The organism is Streptomyces sp. DH10, assembly GCF_029813805.1.
Taxonomy (GTDB): domain Bacteria; phylum Actinomycetota; class Actinomycetes; order Streptomycetales; family Streptomycetaceae; genus Streptomyces; species Streptomyces coeruleofuscus.
This window is the reverse complement of the sequence record NZ_JARVKU010000023.1, coordinates 95,604-117,748: the sequence shown is the minus strand read 5'-3', so window position 1 is coordinate 117,748 and position 22,145 is coordinate 95,604. Positions and strand designations below refer to the sequence as shown.

The 22,145-nt window shown below is 70.9% G+C and carries 24 protein-coding genes and 1 pseudogene; 13 read left to right on the top strand and 12 right to left on the bottom strand.

Annotated elements, in window-relative coordinates:
* Position 1: 1 nt before the first annotated feature.
* The gene (locus QC385_RS35525; protein ID WP_279545498.1) at positions 2–1,111 is read right to left on the bottom strand and encodes a sialidase family protein; all 1,110 of its coding nucleotides are present in this window, start codon (positions 1,109–1,111) and stop codon (positions 2–4) included.
* Positions 1,112–1,229: 118 nt separating this feature from the next.
* Here QC385_RS35525 and QC385_RS35520 point away from each other — a divergent pair, with 118 nt between their 5' ends.
* Positions 1,230–1,832, top strand: a complete 603-nt coding sequence (locus QC385_RS35520; protein ID WP_279545497.1) for a hypothetical protein — start codon at positions 1,230–1,232, stop codon at positions 1,830–1,832.
* A 68-nt stretch (positions 1,833–1,900) separates the two neighbouring features.
* Here QC385_RS35520 and QC385_RS35515 read toward each other — a convergent pair whose 3' ends face one another.
* Complete coding sequence (locus QC385_RS35515; protein WP_279545496.1) at positions 1,901–2,131, bottom strand: hypothetical protein; 231 nt, start codon at positions 2,129–2,131, stop codon at positions 1,901–1,903.
* A 58-nt stretch (positions 2,132–2,189) separates the two neighbouring features.
* Between QC385_RS35515 and map the strand changes: the two genes are divergently transcribed.
* On the top strand, positions 2,190–3,047 hold the full coding sequence (map, locus tag QC385_RS35510; protein WP_279545495.1) for a type I methionyl aminopeptidase: 858 nt from the start codon (positions 2,190–2,192) through the stop codon (positions 3,045–3,047).
* Between the two features lie 126 nt (positions 3,048–3,173).
* Complete coding sequence (locus QC385_RS35505; protein WP_279545494.1) at positions 3,174–3,821, top strand: biliverdin-producing heme oxygenase; 648 nt, start codon at positions 3,174–3,176, stop codon at positions 3,819–3,821.
* A 76-nt stretch (positions 3,822–3,897) separates the two neighbouring features.
* Here the strand turns inward: QC385_RS35505 and QC385_RS35500 are convergent, their stop codons facing one another.
* Complete coding sequence (locus tag QC385_RS35500) at positions 3,898–4,110, bottom strand: hypothetical protein (protein WP_279545493.1); 213 nt, start codon at positions 4,108–4,110, stop codon at positions 3,898–3,900.
* Between the two features lie 100 nt (positions 4,111–4,210).
* A complete protein-coding gene (locus QC385_RS35495) occupies positions 4,211–4,855 on the bottom strand; it encodes a PhzF family phenazine biosynthesis protein (protein WP_279545492.1) in 645 nt (214 codons plus the stop codon).
* 140 nt (positions 4,856–4,995) lie between these two features.
* On the opposite strand from QC385_RS35495, the gene QC385_RS35490 reads away from it, so the two are divergent.
* The gene (locus QC385_RS35490) at positions 4,996–5,997 is read left to right on the top strand and encodes a hypothetical protein (protein WP_279545491.1); all 1,002 of its coding nucleotides are present in this window, start codon (positions 4,996–4,998) and stop codon (positions 5,995–5,997) included.
* 18 nt (positions 5,998–6,015) lie between these two features.
* Here QC385_RS35490 and QC385_RS35485 read toward each other — a convergent pair whose 3' ends face one another.
* Positions 6,016–6,753 (bottom strand): bifunctional DNA primase/polymerase, encoded by a 738-nt coding sequence (locus QC385_RS35485; protein ID WP_279545490.1) that lies wholly within the window; start codon positions 6,751–6,753, stop codon positions 6,016–6,018.
* 210 nt (positions 6,754–6,963) lie between these two features.
* On the opposite strand from QC385_RS35485, the gene QC385_RS35480 reads away from it, so the two are divergent.
* Positions 6,964–7,860 (top strand): glycerophosphodiester phosphodiesterase, encoded by an 897-nt coding sequence (locus QC385_RS35480; protein ID WP_279545489.1) that lies wholly within the window; start codon positions 6,964–6,966, stop codon positions 7,858–7,860.
* Here QC385_RS35480 and QC385_RS35475 read toward each other — a convergent pair.
* On the bottom strand, positions 7,839–8,474 hold the full coding sequence (locus tag QC385_RS35475; protein WP_279545488.1) for a TetR/AcrR family transcriptional regulator: 636 nt from the start codon (positions 8,472–8,474) through the stop codon (positions 7,839–7,841). The genes QC385_RS35480 and QC385_RS35475 overlap by 22 nt on opposite strands.
* 106 nt (positions 8,475–8,580) lie before the next feature.
* On the opposite strand from QC385_RS35475, the gene QC385_RS35470 reads away from it, so the two are divergent.
* The gene (locus QC385_RS35470; protein ID WP_279545487.1) at positions 8,581–8,784 is read left to right on the top strand and encodes a DUF6243 family protein; all 204 of its coding nucleotides are present in this window, start codon (positions 8,581–8,583) and stop codon (positions 8,782–8,784) included.
* 117 nt (positions 8,785–8,901) lie between these two features.
* Positions 8,902–10,272, top strand: a complete 1,371-nt coding sequence (locus QC385_RS35465; protein WP_279545486.1) for a S28 family serine protease — start codon at positions 8,902–8,904, stop codon at positions 10,270–10,272.
* Here the strand turns inward: QC385_RS35465 and QC385_RS35460 are convergent.
* Both QC385_RS35460 and QC385_RS35455 read right to left on the bottom strand, forming a co-directional pair.
* Complete coding sequence (locus QC385_RS35460; RefSeq protein WP_150480509.1) at positions 10,239–10,592, bottom strand: hypothetical protein; 354 nt, start codon at positions 10,590–10,592, stop codon at positions 10,239–10,241. The genes QC385_RS35465 and QC385_RS35460 overlap by 34 nt on opposite strands.
* Positions 10,593–10,675: 83 nt before the next feature.
* A complete protein-coding gene (locus QC385_RS35455; protein ID WP_279545485.1) occupies positions 10,676–11,662 on the bottom strand; it encodes a small ribosomal subunit Rsm22 family protein in 987 nt (328 codons plus the stop codon).
* Between the two features lie 167 nt (positions 11,663–11,829).
* Here QC385_RS35455 and QC385_RS35450 point away from each other — a divergent pair, with 167 nt between their 5' ends.
* Positions 11,830–12,276 carry an SRPBCC family protein gene (locus QC385_RS35450; protein WP_279545484.1) on the top strand — a complete coding sequence of 149 codons (447 nt, stop codon included), beginning with the start codon at positions 11,830–11,832 and terminating at the stop codon, positions 12,274–12,276.
* A 234-nt stretch (positions 12,277–12,510) separates the two neighbouring features.
* Positions 12,511–13,266, top strand: a complete 756-nt coding sequence (locus QC385_RS35445) for a hypothetical protein (RefSeq protein WP_279545483.1) — start codon at positions 12,511–12,513, stop codon at positions 13,264–13,266.
* 813 nt (positions 13,267–14,079) lie between these two features.
* Here the strand turns inward: QC385_RS35445 and QC385_RS35440 are convergent.
* Complete coding sequence (locus tag QC385_RS35440; RefSeq protein WP_279545540.1) at positions 14,080–14,328, bottom strand: hypothetical protein; 249 nt, start codon at positions 14,326–14,328, stop codon at positions 14,080–14,082.
* On the opposite strand from QC385_RS35440, the pseudogene QC385_RS35435 reads away from it, so the two are divergent.
* Both QC385_RS35435 and QC385_RS35430 read left to right on the top strand, forming a co-directional pair.
* Positions 14,322–14,495: pseudogene (locus QC385_RS35435) on the top strand (ATP-binding protein); the annotation flags it as partial. The gene QC385_RS35440 and the pseudogene QC385_RS35435 overlap by 7 nt on opposite strands.
* A gap of 153 nt (positions 14,496–14,648) precedes the next feature.
* Positions 14,649–15,395 (top strand): class I SAM-dependent methyltransferase, encoded by a 747-nt coding sequence (locus tag QC385_RS35430; RefSeq protein WP_279545482.1) that lies wholly within the window; start codon positions 14,649–14,651, stop codon positions 15,393–15,395.
* A 331-nt stretch (positions 15,396–15,726) separates the two neighbouring features.
* On the opposite strand, the gene QC385_RS35425 is transcribed toward QC385_RS35430, so the two are convergent.
* Both QC385_RS35425 and QC385_RS35420 read right to left on the bottom strand, forming a co-directional pair.
* The gene (locus QC385_RS35425; protein WP_279545539.1) at positions 15,727–16,857 is read right to left on the bottom strand and encodes a serine hydrolase domain-containing protein; all 1,131 of its coding nucleotides are present in this window, start codon (positions 16,855–16,857) and stop codon (positions 15,727–15,729) included.
* Positions 16,854–18,197, bottom strand: coding sequence for a multidrug effflux MFS transporter (locus QC385_RS35420; protein ID WP_279545481.1), 1,344 nt, complete (start codon positions 18,195–18,197; stop codon positions 16,854–16,856). The genes QC385_RS35425 and QC385_RS35420 overlap by 4 nt, the downstream gene beginning before the upstream one ends.
* An 85-nt stretch (positions 18,198–18,282) precedes the next feature.
* On the opposite strand from QC385_RS35420, the gene QC385_RS35415 reads away from it, so the two are divergent.
* Complete coding sequence (locus tag QC385_RS35415) at positions 18,283–19,317, top strand: Gfo/Idh/MocA family protein (protein ID WP_279545538.1); 1,035 nt, start codon at positions 18,283–18,285, stop codon at positions 19,315–19,317.
* Here QC385_RS35415 and QC385_RS35410 read toward each other — a convergent pair.
* Positions 19,304–20,944: an alkaline phosphatase D family protein gene (locus tag QC385_RS35410; protein ID WP_279545480.1), complete on the bottom strand. Its 1,641-nt coding sequence runs from the start codon at positions 20,942–20,944 to the stop codon at positions 19,304–19,306. The genes QC385_RS35415 and QC385_RS35410 overlap by 14 nt on opposite strands.
* A gap of 133 nt (positions 20,945–21,077) precedes the next feature.
* Between QC385_RS35410 and QC385_RS35405 the strand changes: the two genes are divergently transcribed.
* The gene (locus QC385_RS35405) at positions 21,078–21,836 is read left to right on the top strand and encodes an SDR family oxidoreductase (protein WP_279545479.1); all 759 of its coding nucleotides are present in this window, start codon (positions 21,078–21,080) and stop codon (positions 21,834–21,836) included.
* The last annotated feature ends 309 nt before the right edge of the window (positions 21,837–22,145 follow it).

Genomic DNA, 22,145 nt, shown 5'->3' with positions numbered 1-22,145 from the left:
CTCAGGTCAGCTCCGTCACCGGCACCCGGCGGAAGGTGATGGTCTCGTAGGCGCTGAAGTCGCCGGTCTCGTACAGCAGACCCACGGTGTCCGCGTCGACGCGCACGAGGTCGGAGTACGCGGCGGGCAGTCCGTCCACGGTGTGGGCCGGGCGCCAGGTGGTGCCGCCGTCGGCGGAGGCGCGGATCGTCATCAGAGCGCGGAAGCCCGGGTCGGCGGGGCCGGAGCAGAGGAGCACGTCGGGGTCGCGGAGCTGGAGCACGCTCGCCTGGCACACGGGAGCGGCCAGGCCCGCCTGCGGACGGAAGGGTTTCACCAGGGTCTGCCCGCCGTCGGCCGAGTGTGCGTCGGCTCGGGTGCCCGGTGACGGGGAGTCGTTGCGGGTGTTGAAGTACACGCGGCCGTCGGGGAGTTCGGCGGCGGTGGTCTCGTTGGCGTTGATGTAGCCGTCGGTGTTGTCGTCGACGTAGCCGATCCGCCAGGTGGCGCCCCGGTCGTCGCTGAGCAGGCAGTGGCCACCGTTGTACCTGCCCTCCGTGCCGTTGTCCGTGCCGGTGGGCGGCAGGGAGTGGTTGGCGGGGACGACGACCCGGCCGGTGCTCAGCTGGAGGGCGTGGCCGGGGGTGGTGGCGTACCAGCGCCAGTGCGGCTTCTTGGCCTGCTGGGTGATCTCCCTCGGCGCGGACCAGGTGAGGCCGTCGTCGTCGCTGTGCTGCACCCAGACCCGGCGTCCGTCGGCCGCGCTCACCTTGCCGCGCCGGATGGCGTCCTCGGTGGCGGGGGCGGCGTTGCGTACGTGCACCAGGAGCACGCGGCCGGTGTCGAGGACGACGGGGGCCGGGTTGCCGGCGAGGGCGTCGCCGTTCTTGGCGGCGACCAGGAGCGGGCCCCAGGTGCGGCCGCCGTCCGTGGAGCGTTTGAGTACGACGTCGATGTTCCCGAAGTCGTCCCGGGAGCCGACACGGCCCTCGCAGAAGGCGAGCAGGGTGCCGATGGGGGTGCCCCCGCTCGAGCGGAGCCGGGAGTGGGGAACGGTGGCGACGACGGCGGGGATGCGGAAGCTGGCGTACCCCTCCAGGCCGGCGCGGAAGGGGACGCTGGTCTCGGTCATCGGCGGGTTCCTCCGGGCGTTCGACGCGGGTACGGATGACCGGTCCTCCTGCCCAAGCCGGGCGAATGCGTGGTGAATTCCACATCACGAGTGACCGGTCGGGGCAGGATGCGGTCGTATGGATGCCGTACGGGTCGCGCTGCTGCGGGAAGTGCTCGCCGGGACGGAGTGGCTGGGCGCCACGCGGCGGTTCGCCGGTGCGCTGCGGGGGTCGGTGGTGTCGCACGGCGGCGGGATGCTGCTCGTCGGCACACCGGAGTACGAGCCGTGGCACCTGGCGGCGCACCTGGTGGACGAGGCGGCGTGGTCGGGTACGCCGGAGCTGGCCCCGACGCTGGTACGGCACGACGCGCGCCCCTCGGATCCGGCGCACCTGGCGGTCGGCCTCGGCCGGCTGGAGGCGGCCCGGCGGGGCGAGACGCTGCTGGTGGTGTCCCCCGAGGGGCCTGCCCCACCCCTCCTGGAACGGGTGTCCGACGCCCGGCGCGCCGGGGCGACGGTGCTGTCACTCGGCCCCGGTGAGGGGGAACTGGCGGCGATGGCCCACGAGACCCTGGCCGTACCCGACGGCTCGGAGCTGGACCTGGACACGGTCCAGCACCTGGTCAGCGCGGCGGCCGGGGAGAACGCCCTGCCGACTCCGCGCGGCCGGCGCCGCTTCCGGGACAGGGTGGCGAGACTGGCGGAGCACCTGACGGCCCCTCCACCGGCGCGCTGGTAGGGACATCTCCTGGGCCGGCTGTGCCGGTGGTGCGGCTGCGCGACCGGCGCGCAGCCGCAGGGATGCGCCTACTCGTCGTTCCGGCCGCCCGCCGGGGCGTCGTGCCACTTGGGGTCGTTCTCCCACTGGAGGTTGCGTGCGCGGGCGGTCTCCATCGCGCGTTCGGCTTCCGTGCGGGAGGCGTACGGTCCGAACCGGTCCTTGTTGGGGCACTCCGGCCCCTCCTCGACCTTCTTGTGCTCCAGGCAGTAGTACCACTCGCCCGGCTTGCCGACCGTCCGCTTCTTGAACAGGGCCATGACCAGCTCCTCTCGCCACCGTCATGTTCCCCCATGGCCGCTGGTTAGACTCGCTGGCATGTCTGGCCAGTCGCTGCTCGTACCGGGGGAGCTGTCCCCCACCCGCCCCGTGCCCGGAAACATCCGCCGCCCCGAGTACGTCGGCAAGCCCGCGCCGACGCCGTACACCGGACCGGAGGTGCAGACGCCCGAGACGATCGAGGCGATGCGGACCGCCGGCCGGATCGCCGCCCGGGCGATGGCGGAGGCCGCGAAGCTGATCGCCCCCGGGGTGACCACGGACGAGCTGGACAGGGTGGCGCACGAGTACATGTGCGACCACGGCGCCTATCCCTCGACGCTCGGCTACCGGGGCTTCCCGAAGTCCCTGTGCACCTCGGTCAACGAGGTCATCTGCCACGGCATCCCGGACTCGACGGTCCTGCGCGACGGCGACATCGTCAACCTCGACGTGACGGCGTACATCGGCGGTGTGCACGGCGACAACAACGCGACCTACCTGGTCGGTGACGTCGACGAGGAGTCGCGGCTGCTGGTGGAGCGGACCCGGGAGTCCCTCGACCGGGCGATCAAGGCGGTCAAGCCGGGCCGCCAGATCAACATCATCGGCCGGGTCATCGAGTCGTACGCCAAGCGCTTCGGCTACGGGGTGGTCCGGGACTTCACCGGCCACGGCATCAACAGCTCGTTCCACTCGGGCCTGATCATCCCGCACTACGACAGCCCGCACGCGACGACGGTCATCCAGCCCGGGATGACGTTCACGATCGAGCCGATGCTGACGCTCGGGACGCACGAGTACGACATGTGGGACGACGGCTGGACGGTCGTGACGAAGGACCGGAAGCGGACGGCCCAGTTCGAGCACACGCTGGTGGTGACGGAGACGGGCGCGGAGATCCTGACGCTGCCCTGATCACCGATCGCCGATCCCGATCACCGAGCCCGCCCCGCCAAGGCGGGCTTTCTCTTGTACGCTTTTACCGACAGGGCGTCGGCAAATCTCTTGACTTAGGTAAGCCTTACTGCAGAGGATGTGCCCATGGAATCCTTCTCGACACTCCTGCGGACCGCTTCTCGCGAGCAGCACGAGGAGGTCAGGGGCTCGACGTTCATGGGCGACCTGCTGGGGCACAAACTGGGGGTCGACGCGTTCGCCCGCTACACGGAGCAGCTGTGGTTCGTGTACGGGGCCCTGGAGTCCGGTGCCGAGCGCCTGGCCGGGGACCCGGTGGCCGGCCCCTTCGTCCGCCCGGAGCTGTTCCGGACGGCCTCGCTGGAGCAGGACCTGGAGTACCTGCGCGGCCCCGGCTGGCGATCGGCCGTCAGCGCGCTGCCCGCCACCCTGGAGTACGCGCGGCGGATCTCCGAATGCGCCCGTACCTGGCCGGCCGGCTACGTCGCCCACCACTACACCCGCTACCTCGGTGACCTCTCCGGCGGGCAGATCATCCGCGACACGGCCGAGAGGACGTGGGGTTTCCCGAAGAAGGGCGACGGCGTCCGGTTCTACGTGTTCGAGCAGATCCCCAACCCGGCCGCCTTCAAGCGGGATTACTGGGAGCTGCTGGACGCGCTGCCCGGCGACGAGCTGGAACGGCAGCGGATCGTGGCGGAGTGCCAGCGGGCGTACGCGATGAACAACGCGGTGTTCCACGCGCTGGGCGAGGAGTTCCCGCTGTCGGCGTGAGCTGAACCCGGAAACACGCGGCGGGTCCCCTCCGCACAGGGCGAGGGGGACCCGCTGCCGTCAGTCAGCCGTCGGCTCAGAGGTCGAAGACGCCCCTGTAGCAGACGGCGCCGCCCCACTCGATCCCGGCGGTCTCGGCTTCGAGCTCACCGAAGTACGGGCTGCACGGGATGTGGTGCTTGCCGTTGTGGTGGCCGGGGCCGTCGTCGCCGGCGTGGGCCGTGGCCGCACCGGCGGCGGTGACGGCGGCGGTCAGGACGACGGCGGCCAGAACGGATCGGATGCGCACTGGGGCTCCTCTCGCGAAGGATGAGTGGTCACGCCCAGAGGCCCCCGTTCGGTACCCCCCACACACGCTGTTCCACCCGTACGGACGCGCACCGGCCGGGTCAGCGTTCGAGACGGACCCGGCCGCCGACCTCGGTCCACCCGCCCGGCTGGGGCGCCGTCAGGATCTGGGAGCCCGCGCCCTGGGTGATGTTGAGGGCCCGGCCGAGCCGGTCGGTGAGCAGCAGGGCCGCCGCCCCGGTCGCCTCGTCCTCGTCGATCCCGTCGCCGCGTCCGGGGAAGGCCCGGGCCCGTACCCGTCCGGCGGGCTCGTCCTCCCACGCCCAGGCGTACACCCACTCCCCCGGCGGTGGCACGGCCAGGTCGTCGACCTCGGCGGCGCTGCCGTACTGCCGCAGGGTCCGCTGCGGCACCCACTCCGCCCGTGCCTCGATCCAGCAGAACTCACCGTCCTGCCGGGCACCGACCACCCCGGCGGGCGTGACCAGCTCGGGCACGTCGAGCAGCCAGGCCGTCCCGACACACGGGTGTCCGGCGAAGGGCAGGCGCAGGGTGGGCGTGTAGATGTCGATCACCCCGCGCTCGGGGTCGTCGACGAACACGGTCTCGCTGAACCCGAGTTTCGCGGCGAACTCCTGCCGGTCACCGCGCTCGGGCAGTACCGAACCCTCGCGCACGACACCGAGTTCGTTGCCGTATCCACCGTTCGGCCCGCAGAAGACGCGGAGCACGTCGTAGTCAGTCACGAGGGCATTCAAACATCGCCCGGGCTCCGGGTGGTCCCAGGTGCCGGTGGGTGTACGGACACCCCCGGCACACCCCCCAACCCGCAACTGGAGCCACCCGGTAGGGTTCGCCTCCGGAAAGGGGAAGGTGAAGGAACCCGATGAGCAGGGATCGCGACCCTCGAACGCTCCGCAGGTCCGCCCGGAGCGCCCTCATAGCAGCCTCGGTGACCGCTTTGTCGGCGACGGCGAGCGGATGCGTCGTGGTGCACGGCGAACGGGAGATCCTCCCGTCCACCACCCGCGCCGAAGCCGCCAAGGCCCTCCAGGAGTTCACGACCGCGTACAACGAGGCCGACAAGGCCTACGACGCCTCCCTGGACGCCGACCACACCACCGGGGCCCTGGCCGACATCGACTCGGCACGCCTGAAGGCCGGGAAGACCAACAACCCGGACGGCAACCCGAACCACGCGCCCCTGAAGCTGACGGACGCGAAGTACACGATCCCCAAGAAGGCCGGCTGGCCCCGCTGGTTCCTCGCCGACGCCGCCGGCAACAAGGGCGGCACGGCCCGCTGGCTGCTGGTGTTCACCCGCAGCAGCCTGGACGACCCCTTCCAGGTCGCGTACCTCACCCTCGTCGCCCCGGGCAAGGTCCCGGAGTTCAAGAAGGACGCGGACGGCTGGGCCGAATCCGTCCCGGTGAACTCGACCGGCCTGGCCGCCGATCCCGGCGACCTGAGCCGGGACTACACGTCCTACCTCAAGAACGGCGGGGACACCTTCGCGGACGGCTCCCACACCAGCCAGTGGCGCGCCCTGCGCGCGAAGAACTCCAAGAAGCCGGGCCTGGTCACCCAGTACATCGACGAACCGCTGACGAACGGCGACTACCAGCCCCTCGCCCTGCGCACGGCGGACGGCGGCGCGCTGGTGTTCTTCACCACCCGGCACTACGAGAAGCAGACGGCCTACGCGGGCACGTCGTTCCCCGTTCCCAACAAGGACGTTCTCGCGCTGACGACCGGTGAGATCAAGCAGTCCCTCCTGATGGAGTTCGTCTCCAACGAGGTGGCGCTGGACCCGCCGGAGGGCAGCGGCGACCAGAAAGTGACGATCCTCGGCCGGATCCAGGGAATGACGTCGGCGGAAGGCTCGTAGGGGCGGAGCGGGACCGGCTCAGTGCCGTCGCACCGGCCAGGCCGCCCCGGCCTGGTCGGCGTCCTCACCGGCGTACCGGGCGCAGGCCTCGGTCAGGGTCTCCAGCAGGGTCAGCGGATCCGGCAGCGGATGCTCCGGCCCGCGCACCCAGTGCACGGTCCGGTCCTCGCCGGGCAGCCGCGCCGGCGGTACGAGGACGTAGGAGCCGCGGCAGTGCCACCGCAGCCCGGGGTGCTCGTCCATCGTCTCGGGGTGGCAGTCCAGTTCGCACGGCCACCACTCGTCCTCCTCCTCGGGCGTCCCGCGGGTGAGGGTGAAGAACAGCATGCGGCCGTCGTCGCTCCCGGCGACGGGCCCGACCTCGACGCCGTCGGCGAGCAGCCGCTCCAACGCACTGCGACCGGCATCCAGGGGCACGTCCAGGACGTCGTGCACCATGCCGGTCGCGGTGATGAAGTTGGCCTGCGGCTGATGGCGGGCCCAGCGTTCGATCTGGGCGCGGTCGGTGGTCGACTGCGTCTGCCAGGCGAAGGACACCGGATGCCGGGCCGGAGTGGGACAGCCGACGCGGTCGCAGGAGCAGCGGTAGCCGGCCGGGTGGGCGGCGGGCGCGAGCGGCAGTCCGGCGCCGGCGGCGGCGAGCAGCAGGTCCTCACGGCCGCCGTCACCGGCGGCCTCCTTCGGCCGGCGCCCGGCGCGCAGCCACTGGGTGAGTTTGCCCTGTAGGCCGGTCCTGCCGCCGTACTCCGCGCTCATCTATCCCCTCGCCTCGCTGTCGTGCGGAACAGCATGCCTCATCGTCCCATCTTGCCGCGCGCCGGGGGGCCAGTGCCCACATCCGGGGCAGGAGGGCCGAGACATGTACCGGTGGGGCGAGGCATATGCCCGTGGGGCGAGGCGTACTCCGCACCGTCATCGAGTGTCATTGCCCGCTTTGCCATGACATGGCACCCTACCGTGGTCGCCATGGTCACAAGGATCGCGCTGACGGGCCTCGCCTCCGCGGTTTCGGTGGTCTCGCTGACCCTCACGGGACCGGTCGGCGCCGCCCCGGCCCTGCCGACGGGCATCCGTCCACCGGCCGGGCACACCCGCCCGCTGGAGTGGGGCACCGGCCCCCTGACCGTGGCGGCGCTCCCCCGGATCGCGTACGTCGCCCACCGCGGCGGCGCCCGGGAGGTCCCCGAGAACAGCATGACGGGGCTGATGGCCGCCTACGAGCGCGGTACGGCGCAGGTGCTGGACTTCGACACCCGGCTGCTGCGCGACGGGACGCCCGTGGTGTTCCACGACGAGACCCTGAACCGCACCACGTACCTGGGCGGCGAGGTGCGCGGCCTTGACGCCCGGGAGTGGCAGGGCGTCCGGCTGCGCCCGAAGGACGCCCTGCCCGGCAGCTGGCGGTCGGAACGGCCGCCGACGGTGGCGGAGGTGCTGGATCGTTTCGGCGGGCGGATCGTGCTGATGCTGGAGGCGAAGGACCCGCGCGGCCTCGACCGGCTGGCCGGGCTGATCCGGGCCCGCGGCCTGACCCGCTCGGTGTTCGTGAACTCCAACGACCCGGAGGTGGCCCGGCGTGCCCATCGCCTGGGCCTGCTCGCCCAGTTGTGGCGCTCGGCACGGCAGCTGCGCACCGACCGCCCGGAGCGCTGGCGGTCGTACGTGGACCTGCTGGACGTGGACCACCGGGCGCGGGACGCGGACCTCGCGCGGGCGGTGCGCTCGGGGATCCGGCGGGTGTGGGCGCACACCGTGGTGACGGACGCGCAGCGGGACCGGGTGCTGGCACTGGGGTGTGACGGGGTGATCACGGACGCGCCGGGGCGCCTCGCGCGGGCCGCTCAGCGGGGCGCGAGGCCGTGAAGGGCGTAGTCGACGAGGGTGTCGGTGTACTCATAGGAGATCGGGCCGGTGTGCTGGAGCCAGCGCTGGGCGAGCGGGGAGATGAAGAACTCCAGGGCGATGCGCGGGTCGACGTCGGGCCGAACCTGCCCGGCGTCCTGCGCGGCGCGCAGCCGTTGCATGTACAGGTCGAGTGAGGGCTGCATCAGCTTGGCGACCAGCTCGCGCCCGAGCTGCTCGTTGACGACGCCTTCGGCGGCCAGCGCGCGGGACGGTGCCTCGAACCTCGGGTCGCGCAACTGGTCGACGGTGGCGCGCAGGACGCCCTTGACGTCGGCGGCGACGTCGCCGGTGTCGGGGAAGGCGTACGGCACCGGGCCCGCTTCCCGCAGGGACTGCTCGCCCAGGTCGAGGAACGCCTCCATCAGCACGTCCGCCTTCGACGACCACCACCGGTAGATCGTCTGCTTCCCGACGCCGGCGCGGGCGGCGATGCCCTCGATGGTGGTCTTCGGATAGCCGACCTCCACGACGAGCGAGAGGGCGGCGTCGTAGATGGCGCGGCGGGACTTCTCACTGCGCCGGGTGGAGTCGGGGGCGGGCTTGGCGGGCGGTGCGGACTTCTGTGCGGGCATGGGTCGAATTTAACAGGTTGACAAGACGGAGCGTCTCGCGGACAGTGGAGCAACGCGAACGAGACGAACCGTCTCGTCGCGAAGAAGGATGGGGAAGGAGCCCGACATGACCCGAGGTGGAGCCGGAAACCTGCTGGGTGTCGGCGGATCGCGCCAGAAGCTCGGCCGCAAGGCGCTGCGCGGCGGCGGCCGGGACGGCCGGATCGGCGGCGGTCTCGACCCGCAGGCCCAGAAACGCGAGCTGCTGCGCAAGCTCCAGGAGAAGCGGCAGCAACAGCAGGAGGGCGGTGCGACCGGCAAGTCGTCGTGAGCCTCCCCCGCCCGGGGGAGGCGGTCCCCTCGCGCGCGGGATCCTCCCGGGACGTCCGGCGGATGTACTGAACGCGGTCGTGACACCGCGGCCGACGGACACCCGGGAGGACTCACGATGCGCGTGTGGACGAGACGACGACTGCTCACTTCCGCGGCGACGGCCGTCTCGGCGGCGGGCCTCGCCGCGACGACGTCCCTGCCCGCCCGGGCGGCGGCCGGAGCGGCCCGTCCCGGCACCGGCGACATCGCGGACGCGCTGCGGGCCCTGCCCGGACTGCGGCTGATCGAGGAGCGGCAGGACGCCGAACCGGGCTACCGGCACTTCGTCCTGGGCCTGCGCCAGCCGGTCGACCACAGGAACCCCGCGGCCGGCGCCTTCGAGCAGCGCCTCACCCTGCTGCACACCGCCGCCGACCGTCCCATGGTCCTCACCACCACGGGCTACCACGCGGTCCTCTCGCCCTGGCGGAGCGAACCGACGATCCTGCTCGGCGCCAGCCAACTCCAGATGGAACACCGCTACTTCGGCACGTCACGCCCGGCGGGGACCGACTACGCCCACCTCACGATCCGCCAGGCCGCCGACGACCACCACCGCGTCGTCCGCCTCTTCCGCCGGCTCTACCCCGGCGCGTGGATCTCCACCGGCAGCAGCAAGGGCGGCACGGCGACGGTCTACCACCGCCGCTTCCACCCCCGGGACGTGCACGGCACGGTGGTCTACTCGGCTCCGAACAACGTCGACGACCGCGACAACTCCGCCTACCTGCGCTTCCTGGAGACGGTCGGCACCCCCGCGGGCCGCGAGGCCGTCAAGTCCGCACAGCGGCGGCTGCTGCTCAAACGGGCCGAGATGGTCGCCCGTTACGAGGCCTGGGCGACCGCCCGCAACGACACGTTCCGCATCATCGGCAGCGCCGACCAGGCCTTCGAAATCGCCGTGCTGCGCGTGCTGTTCATGTTCTGGCAGCGGGGCAGCGCGGCCGACGTCGCCACGATCCCCGGCCCGGAGGCGACGGCCGACGAGCTGTACACCTGGCTCGACGACACGGCGGGGTTGCCCTTCTACGCCGACACGGCGGCGCGGCGGTACGTCCCGTACTGGTACCAGATCGGCACGCAGCTGGGGTACGGCGACGTCCCCACCGACCATCTGGCGGACCTGATACGCCACTCCGGCGGCATCGAGGCGCGCAACTTCGTCCCGCGGGACATCCCCATGACCTTCGACACGGCGGCCATGCCGGACATCGACCGCTGGGTCCGCCGGCGCGGGAGCCGGATGCTGGTCGTCAACGGCGCCCAGGACCCTTCCGTGGCCGAGCACTTCGACCCCGGCGGCCACGACTCCCGGGTTCTCTGGGTCCCGGGAGGCAACCACAACATCGAGATCGCGAACCTGTCCCCCGCCGACCGGGCGTCGGCGGAGGAGGCGTTGTTCCGCTGGGTCGGTCAGGAGTACTTCACGCAGACGTTGGGCACGTAGCCCACGGTGCCGCGGTAGTTGACCTTGCGCCAGTAGTGGTAACTCTTGATCCCGCAGGCGTTCTTGTACGAGCCGCCGTCGACACCCTTGATGTCACAGCCCTTGGTGCCCTTGTACCAAAGGCGCAGGATGGTCGACTTGGTGCTGGCCGACTTGCGCACGTTGACGTTCGAAAGTGCCGTGAGGCTCTTGCACTTGGCCGTGGCCGCGACGGTGGTCATGTCGTCGCTCCGCACGGTCGCCGTGCCGGAGGCACTCGGCACGAACCCGGCCAGGGCCAGGGCCGCCACCGCCACCGGGGCGATCAGAAGCTTCTTCAAAGGTTCCTCCCGTTTCTGTGGTGCGCATTGCTCACTCCCGAAGGCGCGGAGTTGATCTTATGCGTACCTGACAGGAGTCCCGATCATGGTGCCGGAGGCCAGGCGTCGCCCCAGTCCGCGTCCCGTGCCGCCTTGTAAAGATCGCCGTGGCGTTTGGTGACGGTCGTGCGGTGCAGGGACGGTTCGGTCTCGCACAGGTCGAGGAGGACCTGGCCCTTGCGGATCTGCGGGCGCCGCACGACACGGGAGACTGCCGGGGCGACGGGGAAGCGGGCGGCGGCGACGTAGCTGAACTTCTCGTCCTCGTAGGGGAGGGAGCCGCCCTTGACCTGGCGGTGCAGGGAGGAGCGGCTGACCCGGGCGGAGAAGTGGCACCAGTCCGTGCCCGGGGCGATGGGGCAGGCGGCGCTGTGCGGGCAGGGGGCGGCGACGTGGAAGCCGGCGCCGACCAGCCGGTCGCGAGCCTCGATGACGCGGGCGTAGCCGTCGGGGGTGCCGGGCTCGACGATCACGACGGCCTGGGCCGCGGTCGCGGCGGCGTCGACGAGGGCGGTGCGGTCGGGGGCGGTCAGCTCGTTGAGGACGTAGGAGACGGTGACGAGATCAGTGCTCTCCAGGGTGAGCGCCGCTCCGATCCGAGAGCGCTGCCACCGTACGTCCCGCAGGGCCGGGTCGGCCGCGGCGATCTCCCGGCCGAGCGCGAGCGCGGGCTCGGCCCAGTCGAGCACGGTGACGGGCCGCTTCCCGCCCCAGGTCGCGCTCACGGCCCAGGCGGCGGCACCGGTTCCGCCACCGACGTCGGTGTGCGACCCGGGCACCCACCCGGGCACGGCCTCCGCGAACGCCTCCATCGCGGAACGGACCGCCTCGAAGGTCGCGGGCATGCGGTAAGCCGCGTAGGCGGCGACATCGGCCCGGTCGCGGAGGATGGGAGCGTCGGTCGGGGTGGCCCCCCGGTAGCTGGCGATCAGCCGCTCCACCGCCTGCGCGGCCTGCCGGGGCGGCAGCCCGTCGAGCAGACCGGCGAGGGCGGCGCGGAGGGTTTCAGCCGGGGATGCGGGGGCGTTCACCCGGCGATTCTACGAGGCCCCGGGCCCGGAGACTCACCCGTCCGGACCGGTCGGACGGTGCACGTGGTGCGTCGGCATGACGCTGGAACCATGTTCTCGAAGTTCTCGAAGTTCTCGACGTTCTCGAAGTTCTCGCGTTGAGCTCACAGCTGCCCAGGAGCGTGATCATGGCCCGGAGCCGCCGTCTGATCCTGAGCTCGCCATCCGAAGTCTGGCGCCTGCTGTGCGACGGCCACCGCTACGGGGAGTGGGTGACAGGAACCCGGCAGGTCCTCGCCGCGGACCCGCACTGGCCGGAGGTGGGCGCCCGGCTGAAGGTCCGCGTCGGCGCCGGCCCCCTCACCCTCGACGACACCTGCGTCGTCCGCGTCTGCGAACCACCCCACCGCCTGGAACTGGAGGCGAAGGCGGACCCCTTCGGCGCGGCCCGCATCGCCATGAGGTTGCTCCCCTGGGGCGAGCACACCCTCTTCACCCTCGATTGGCACCCGCTCCGGGGCCCCGGCACCCGGATGCACGGACTGCCCGTGGATTACGTCGTCGCGGTCCGGAACGGGATGATGCTGACGAAACTGGCGCGGATTGCGGTGCGGGAGCGTGGCGTGGGGGTTTGAGGCACTGTTGCGCTGCCCGGGTGCCGAGACTGCCCGATCGGGGGTGCCAATGGTGCCGCCGTCGTCGCCGGTTGTGTGACCGGCGACCAACTGCGCGAGGGCACCGGCGGCCAGCACGGGGCAGACTTGCGACGGCTCTCCCGTCGGCGGCCCAACGTTACCGGACGTGCCGACCGGCGCACGTCCACAGTGATCGACAGGTCGGCGAAAGTGCGCTTGCGACAGTCTGCTTGGATGCCGGAAATGACGACGAGTCCTCCTGTTCCTCGCGCAGACAACGCCGATTCCGACCGTCTGAAGATCCTGCTGGAACGTGCCGCCACAGGCCGGGACAGTCAGGCCTGGAGCGACCTCTGGACGGAGCTCTACCACAACGGCTCTCTGGATGTCGCCCATCCGTTGGTGCTGCACACACTGGCCGACATGGCGGACTCCGACAAAGCCGGCGTGGCAGCTTCGGCCCTCCACCTGGCCGGCGCCCTTCTCGTCCAGGCCGACCAGCGGTACGAGACCCGGAACCTGCGGCACCGGTACGCGCCGGAAGTCGCACGCCTAGTGGGTGCCGCACACCGATGGCGGCAGGTCACCGCCGACCGGAACGACTACTGCTATCTGGTTGAGGCGGTCCTGAACCTGGAGGGCGACATCCACTGGGCGGAGACCTTGGTCTGGGGCGTCGTCAGCGAGGAGTACGAGCTCGAGTGCCCCGATCCCGACGGGTGCGCCTCGCTGTGGGTGATTTTCGGAGAGCGAGGCTTCTTCAGCGCGGCGGAGGACTACGCCCTCGCCGACGATCTCGAGACCTTTCCTCTCCACCCGGCCGATCCTGGCGCCCTGGAAGGTCTCGGCCGGCGCCTCTACGACCTTGCCCTGGCCGACGGGCATGGGGAAGTCGCACGCGCCCTGACTTATGCGTTCGGTGAGGCGACCTGCCCTGTGTGTCGGCAGCGCTTCTCCGTCGTCGGGCAGGTCGTTGCCTCTTCCAGCTGAGAACCGTGTCGGGGCGGCGGGGTTTGAACCCACGGCCTCTTCGTCCCGAAGCAACTTGGTTGGGCGCTCGACCTTGGGCCGGCGCGCCCCTTAACTGCACTGACGGTCCATGGGCGTCCGCGCTTGTTCACCGTTGCCCGTGGGCGTTGTCACGCAGTTAGACACTCACCCGGCGGACGTGGCGGGAGAGCTTCAGTCGCCCGCGGACCACAAGTAACTTCCTGGAGTGGCCGCGCACTCTTCTAGCATCTTTGCGAGGTCGTCCAGTGCGGCGAGCTGACGTTCGTCGCCGCATCTCTGCCTCAGACCGTGGATCTCCCGGAGGGCGGCGTCTGCCTCTTGCTCGTTCATCAACGTATCCCCGTACGGATCGACGGCAGTGAGTCTCCCCGGGACTCCGAGGAGTTGGAGTGAGCCAAGAGCGTCGGCCAGGGCGTCGCCATGCCCGTAGGAGCTCCGTAGAAGTGTCACGCGGGACTTGCGCCAGTTGTTGCGAGCTGGCCGTGATGAGTGCAGCTCCAGATCGATCCCCATGCCTCATGATGCACACGCTGTGCCGCTGCGCAGCCGCGACTGATCGAGGGCGGCCGTGACCCGCGGCCACTCACATGATCAATGCTCCTCGCTCCCTCGCGGGTGTCTTCTTGCCCTGGGTGTTGTCGGGGATCTTGGTGAGCTAGGTTTTTGCTGGTCAGGCGCGGTGTGATCTTGCGCTTGGTGGTCGTGCTCATCGGCAAACGGGTGCGCGTTGTCTTGCACGCCTCTCACCTGGTGGTTTACGACAGAAACGCCGAGGTGGCCCGCCACGAGAGGCTAATCGCAAAGGGCAGCTGCCGCCTGGACCTGGACCACTACCTCGAAGCCCTCATCCGCAAGCCCGGCGCCTTCCCTGGTGCCACCGCCCTGGAACAGGCCCGGTCCGCAGGCAGGTTCACCCCGGTCCACGACGCCTGGTGGGCCCAGGCCCGCAAGGTCCATGGCGAGCGGGACGGCACCCGGGCGTTGATCGAGGTCCTGCTGCTGAACCGGCACCTCGCTCACGAGCACGTGGTCGCGTCGCATCCAACGAGTCCTTCGGCGGCTGGACCAAGACCTTCACCGACCCCCGACTCTGCGCGGCCATCGTCGACCGACTTACCTTCAACGGCACCATCATCGAGACCGGCACGGACTCCTACCGCCTCGCCACCACCCGAGCACGAGCCGAAGAGCAAGCGAAGGCCAGCTGACGTCCGACGATCCTGTCTCAACGTTCGCCGCCCTCATGTGGGCGGCGAGCCGTCACGCTGTTGCATCCACCGACGTTCCCGGTGACTACCTGCTGTCGGAGGAAAGGCATAAAAGTACGGCGCCAAGTACCTGCAGCCGTCAACAATGTTCGTATGACCATCACTTCGCAGGCTCGCTCGTTCGACACGGCTGCCGCCAGCTACGCTGCGAACCGTCCTTCGTACCCGTCCGAATTGCTCGACGCGGTCGAGGAACTCACCGGCTCCCCCTTGGAGGGCGCCCGCGTCGCTGACGTCGGGGCTGGCACCGGACTGGCGACGATGCTTCTCCAGGAGCGCGGTGCGAACGTCATCGCTATCGAGCCGGGCCCCGGGATGGCCTCGCAGTTCCGTCTCAGCCTGCCCGATGTCCCCCTTGTGATCGGCGACGGCAACAACCTGCCGCTGGCTTCCGCCTCCATCGACGTCCTCACATATGCTCAAGCCTGGCACTGGACCGACCAACGCAAATCCGTTCCGGAAGCTCTCCGAGTTCTGCGCACCGGTGGTGCACTCGCCCTCTGGTGGAACGACTCAGACAGCACCGTTCCATGGATTGCCGACCAGGACGCGCGCCTGCGCCGACTTTTCGGTGCCGACGACAGCCCTCACGACCCCACGGCCCGGTTCCGCGGACTGCCGCCCGAGCTCGGCGTCGTCCACCGGCACGTGCCATGGACCCGGAGCGTTCCTCTCGACATGCATCTCGCCAACCTCGCCAGCTACTCCGACTTCCTCGTCCTGGGCAAGGAAGTGACGAACACCTTTATTGCCAAGGAGCGCGATCTCCTGGTCGAGGTCTTCCCGAACCGGATGGTCGAGGAGCACTACGTGGTCAGCTTGGCGGTCGCCACCTGTTGACACAGCGCTGCGACACGTTGGCGACCGCCAGCGGACAGAGGTGCCGTCAATTCTCGTGAACAATCATGGCGAGGCCGGGCACTCACTGCTGCTCAAACAGACCGACAAACGCTGTCGCTGGAAGTGAACGAAGCCACCCCCGGCAGGATTTGACCTGCGCACACCGCTCCGGAGGCCGCTTGGGACCTGGGCAACGCGGCAGGTCAAAACCCTGCATACGGCAGTTCAGGACGGTCCACCAATAGTCCACGGCTGGCTGAGCACCGCTTTAGGAGAGCCGCGCTCGCGCCCACCCCCTCATCACCGCCCCGCACACCACCGCTCCCCCCTCTCACATCCCCCGCACCGCCCGAGCCACCCGCGACCCCGCCGCTGCCCTCGGCGCGCTGTCCGGGCGGCGGCGACGGGGGTGGACCGCGTTGGTGAGAAGGATCAGGAACGTGTCCGTCGCCGGGTCGAGGACGAGGGACGTGCCTGTGAAGCCCGTGTGGCCCGCCGCGCCGCGACCCGCCAGGTCGCCCATGAACCAGGGCTGGTCGAGGGAGAAGCCCAGGCCCGGTGGGGTGAAGAGGAGGTCGACGAAGTCGGGGCCCAGGATGCGGGCGGGGCCGTAGGAGCCGCCGGCGAGGAGGGTGCGGCAGAACACCGCCAGGTCCCGGCCGGTGGAGAACAGGCCCGCGTGGCCCGCCACGCCGCCCAGCGCCCAGGCGTTCTCGTCGTGCACCTCGCCCCGCAGCATCCCCCGGTCCGCCTTGGCCCACGGACGCCGCTGGTCCTCGGTCGCCGCCGCCCCGGGGCACGGCCCGAACTCCGTCGCCGTCATGCCCAGCGGCCGGGTGATGCCGTCACGGAAGAGGACGTCGAGCGTGCGGCCTGTGAGGCGTTCCAGGACGTGCTGGAGGAGCAGCATGTTCAGGTCGGAGTAGCGGTACGTGCCCGGTGCCTCGGTCGGCGCCTCCGTGCGCAGCGCCGCCAGCCGCCCGGCGTCGTCGACGTAGTCGTAGAGGGGGAGTTCGGGGCGCAGCCCGGAGGTGTGGGTGAGCAGCTGCCGTACGGTGATGCCGTGGCGGGCGGCCGCCGTGAAGTCGGGCAGGTACGCGCCCACCCTCGCGTCGATGCCCAGGGTGCCCCGCTCGATCTGCTGCACGGCGGCCACGGCTGTGAACAGTTTGGTCAGGGACGCCAGGTCGAAGGGGGTGCCGACGGTCATCGGGACCCGCTCCTCGGGCGGCAGTTCCACGCCCGCGTCGGTGGCCTCGTCGTAGGCCGCGTAGCGGACGGCCCAGCCCGCCGCCTCCTCGACCGCGATCACCGGGCCGCGTCCGACCACCACGACCGCGCCGGGCGCCCAGGGGCGCTGCCCGGTGGTGAGGACGTGGACCTCCCGGACCAGGTGACGCAGTTCCCCGGGGTCGAGTCCGGCCCGTTCCGGCGTGCCGTCGCGCAGTCTTGGTGCGCTCAGCTGTCTGCTCCCTCCACGCTCACGCCCCTGCTGTCCGTCTTCCCGTCCGTCTTGCCGTCCATCTCCCTGTCAGACTTCCAGGGTCGGCACATTCCCACGAAGCAGGCCAGTGCCACCAGGGCGGCGGCCAGTTGGACGACGGCCATCGGGACGGACGTGTCCTCCCCGGCGACGCCGACGAGCGGGGAGGCGATCGCGCCGATGAGGAACGACGACGTGCCGAGCAGGGCGGACGCCGAGCCGGCGGCGTGCTTGGTGCGCATCAGGGCGAGGGCCTGGGTGTTGGGCAGGGTGATGCCCATCGCGGACATCAGGACGAACAGCGCGACGGCGACGGGCACGAGGCCGACCTCGCCGAACACGCCCAGGGACATCAGCAGCAGCGCGGTCGCGGCGGTGATGACGATGGCCAGGCCGATCCCCAGGACGCGGTCCAGGCTGACCCGGCCGACGAGGATCTTGCCGTTGATCTGGCCGACGAGGACCAGTCCGACCGAGTTGACGCCGAACAGCAGGCTGAACGTCTGCGGGGAGGCGCCGTAGATCTCCTGGATGACGAAGGGGGACGCCGAGATGTAGGCGAAGAGGGCGGCGAAGGCGAAGCCGCCGGTGAGGGTGTAGCCGGCGAAGGAGCGGTCGGCGAGCAGGCCGCGCATCGAGCGCAGGGCCTCGCCGACGCCGCCGCTGTGGCGCTCGGCGGGCGGCAGGGTCTCGGGGAGCCTCGTCCAGACCAGGGCCCCGATCAGGATGCCGATGACCGTGAGGACGACGAACACGCCCCGCCAGTCCGTCACGCGCAGGACCTGCCCGCCGATGAGCGGCGCCACGATCGGGGCGACCCCGGAGATCAGCATGAGGGTGGAGAAGAACCGGGCCATGGCCATGCCGTCGTACAGGTCGCGGACGACGGCCCGGGCGATGACGATGGCGGCCGCGCCCGCGAGGCCCTGGGCCAGCCGGAAGGCGACGAGGAGTTCGACGGTGGGCGCGAGCGCGCACAGGACGGTGGCGACGATGAAGACGCCGAGTCCGGCGAGGAGGGGGCGACGGCGTCCCCAGCGGTCACTCATCGGTCCGACCACGAGCTGGCCGAGCGCCATGCCGGCCAGGCAGGTGGTGAGGGTGAGCTGGACGGTCGCCGCGGGGGCGTGCAGGGCGCGGGTGACCTCCGGCAGGGCCGGGAGGTACATGTCCATCGCCAGCGGTGGTACGGCGGTCAGGCTGCCGAGGAGGAAGGTGACCAGGAGCCCGGTGCGGCGGTGCGGTGTGAGGTCGGGCCGCTCCGTCCCGGCTGCGGCCCCCTGCGCGGTGTTCGATATGGACGCCCCACCCTCGGGCATGAGTCCCTCCCTTTTCGAGTCGATCGCCACCTATGCTCTCAGCTCGTACGGACTGCTCGGGTTACGAGGTGAAGGCGGGGCGGGAATGACGGCGGACACGGTGCGGTGGGGGATCCTGGCGACCGGGGGGATCGCGGCCGCGTTCACCGCGGACCTGATCGACCTGCCGGACGCGGAGGTCGTGGCGGTGGCGTCCCGGTCCGAGGCGTCGGCGAAGACGTTCGCGGAGCGGTTCGGGATCCCGCGGGCCTACGGCGACTGGAACACGCTCGCCCGGGACGAGGACATCGATGTCGTCTACGTCGCCACGCCGCACACGGCCCACCGGACCGCCGCCGGTCTGTGTCTGGCGGCCGGGCGGAACGTGCTGTGCGAGAAGCCGTTCACGCTGAACGTGCGCGAGGCGGCGGAACTCGTCGCGCTGGCGCGGGAGCACGGGCGCTTCCTGATGGAGGCGATGTGGATGTACTGCAACCCGATGATGCGGCGGCTGAAGTCGCTGGTCGACGACGGTGCCATCGGTGAAGTGCGCACGGTCCAGGCGGACTTCGGGCTGGCCGGGCCGTTCCCGCCCTCGCACCGGCTGCGGAACCCGGAGCTGGGCGGGGGCGCGCTGCTCGATCTCGGCGTGTATCCGGTGTCGTTCGCGCAGCTGCTGCTCGGGGAGCCGTCGGACATCGCGGCGCGAGCGGTGCTCTCCGGTGAGGGCGTCGATCTCCAGACGGGAGCGCTGCTCTCCTGGGAGAGCGGCGCTCTCGGCTCGGTGCACTGCTCCATCGTCGGCGGTACGGCGACCTCCGCCTCGGTCACCGGCTCGCAGGGCCGTATCGACATCCCGGACGGCTTCTTCTTCCCGGACCGCTTCGTGCTGCACCGGGACGGCCGTGACCCCGAGGAGTTCACGGCCGACCCGGCGGACGGGCCCCGCAACAGCCTCCGTCACGAGGCGGCCGAGGTGATGCGCGCGGTGCGCGCCGGTGAGACCGAGTCCCCGCTCGTCCCGCTCGACGGCACCCTCGCCGTGATGCGGACGCTCGACGCGATCCGGGACCGCGTCGGCGTCCGCTACCCGGGCGAGACCCCGGACGAGGACCTGACGGCCGAGCTCACGCCGGCTTGAGCCCCTGCTCCCCCACCTGGGTCACGAAGGACGCGGTCGTCGTGACCGGCGCCCCCTGCCTGGTCACGTACGGCACGGTCTTGAAGTCGGCCCGCGCCGACTCCCGTCCCAGGGCGACCGTGACGTAGCCGCGCCGCCCGTTGAAGAACTTCAGGTGCGGGTTGGCGGACATGTAGGTGTCCCAGGTGGCGGGCTTGTCGGCGCCGTCCCGGCCGCTGGAGACCGACGTCGCGACGATCTCGGTGCCGAGCGTCGCGGAGTTCCGGTCGTCGAAGTCGTCCTTGATGTCGAAGGCGTACGCCGCGTGCACGTCGCCGCTGAGCACCATCAGGTTCTCGACGCCGGCGGCCTTCGCCCCGTCGAGGACGCGCCGGCGTGAGGCGCTGTAGCCGTCCCAGGCGTCCATCGACACCCGCGACGGGGTGGTGGCGTCCATGTGCCGCCGGGCGAACAGGACCTGCTGCGGTACGACGTTCCACAGCGCCCGCGAGGAGCGCCAGCCGTCGAGCAGCCACCGTTCCTGTGTCGCCCCGGTCATGGTGCGCGCCGGGTCGTCGGACTCGGGCCCGGGGACGTGCGCCTTGTCTCCGTAGGCCTGGTCGGAGCGGTACTGGCGGGTGTCGAGGACGTCGAACTGGGCGAGCCGGCCCCAGTGCAGGCGGCGGTAGAGCCGCATGTCGGGTCCGGTGGGGCGCTGCGGCTGCCGCAGCGGCTGGTTCTCCCAGTAGGCGCGGTAGGCGGAGGCGCGGCGCAGCAGGAACTCCTCCGGCGGAACGCTGTTCTCGGGGATGTCGTCGGCGTAGTTGTTCTCGGTCTCGTGGTCGTCACAGGTGACGACGAAGGGGTGCGCGGCGTGCGCGGCGCTCAGGTCGGGGTCGGACTTGTAGAGGGCGTACCGCAGGCGGTAGTCCTCCAGGGTCAGGGTCTCTCGGTTGAACACGTCGGGCAGCGTGCGGTCGGTGTAGTTGCGCTGGCCGCCGGCGGAGTTGACGGCGTACTCGTAGAGGTAGTCGCCGAGGTGGAGGACGAGGTCGACGTCGGCGGCGGCGAGATGGGCGTACGGCGTGTAGTAGCCGTCGTGGTAGGCCTGGCAGGAGACGGCGGCGAGGGTGAGTTCCGGGACGCGGCTGCCGGGGTCCGGGGCGGTGCGGGTACGGCCGGTCGGGCTGACCCAGCGGCCCGCGCGGAAGCGGTAGTAGTAGACGCGTCCGGCGTCCAGATGGCCCACCTCGACGTGGACGGTGTGGTGGAACTCGGGGTGCGCGGTGGCGGTGCCGCGCCGGGCGATGCGGCGGAACCGCTCGTCGTGGGCCAGCTCCCAGTGGACCGTGACGCGTTCGGCGGGCAGTCCGCTGTCGGCCTGGAAGGGGGCGGGTGCGAGGCGGGTCCACAGGATGACGGAACCCGGCAGCGGGTCGCCGGAGGCGACGCCCAGCGTGAACGGGTTCTCGGTGATCCGCGCGGCGTCGAGTTCGGCGGCGGCCGCGACTCCGGGGGACGGCAGGTTGGTCGCGAAGGCCAGCGCGGCGGCGGCGCCGGTGGCGGTGAGGAAGCGGCGGCGGCCGATGTGGCGGGCGGCCGCGCGGAGTTCGGGGGCGTGCTGGGACGGGTGTGCTGCGGGTGTCATCCGGTCCTCCCCTGACGAATGGCTCAGGGGGCATTGGAGTGGCCGGGGACGACACCTGGTTGACACGTACACAGCACTCGCGTGACGGATGGGTGAGTTCCGCGTGGCGGGCCCTCCCGTACGCTGCGGGCCCATGAATGCCAAGGAAAATGCGATCGCGGTGGTGACCGGAGCGGGCTCCGGCATCGGCCGGGCGGTCGCCGTGGAACTGCTCCGTGCCGGCTGGTCGGTGGCACTGGCGGGGCGGCGCGCCGAGGCGCTGGAGGAGACGGCGGCCCTGGTGCCCGGGGGCGCGGCTCTCGCCGTACGGACGGACGTCTCACGGCCCGCGGACGTGACCGCCCTGTTCGCCGCCACCGTCGAGCGTTTCGGGCGGGTCGACCTGCTGTTCAACAACGCGGGGACGTTCGGGCCCGGCGGCGTGCCGGTCGAGGAGCTGCCCTACGAGGCGTGGCGGCACGTGGTGGACACCAACCTCAACGGGGCGTTCCTGTGCGCGCAGGCGGCGTACCGGCAGATGAAGGAGCAGGAACCGCAGGGCGGGCGGATCATCAACAACGGCTCGATCTCCGCGCACACGCCGCGTCCGCACTCGGTGGCCTACACCGCGACCAAGCACGCGTTGACCGGCCTGACCAAGTCGCTGTCGCTGGACGGGCGGCCGTACCGCATCGCCGTCGGGCAGATCGACATCGGCAACGCGGCCACCGACATGACGGCCCGTATGCAGACGGGAGCGCTTCAGGCGAACGGCGAGGTCGCCCCGGAACCGGTGATGGACGTCGCCGACGTGGCCCGCACGGTGCGGCACATGGCGGAGCTGCCGCTGGAGGCGAACGTGCAGTTCGCGACCGTACTGGCCACGGCGATGCCGTACGTCGGGCGCGGCTGAGCCGGGAGCGCGAACTCGTCAACTCGTCAACCTGCACAAACGGAATTTGAACGTCCGCCCCATTGCGGCCGGTCGGACGCTTATGCTCAAATCTCCTACACGAAAGCTTCACAGTTGGAGCAGAGAGCCTCCGTCTGAGGGCTTCCGTAGGCCATGTCCAGGGGGGCGACGGCAGTCGTTCCACGGCACCGGGTGGGGGTGGACCCCGCGTGGGACCGCGGGGTACGCACCGATGCGTGTGGAACGACTGCCGTTCACGTCAAGGGCCGGGTGGCGTACGGCCGGTCAAAGACTGGCCCAAGGTCCCGC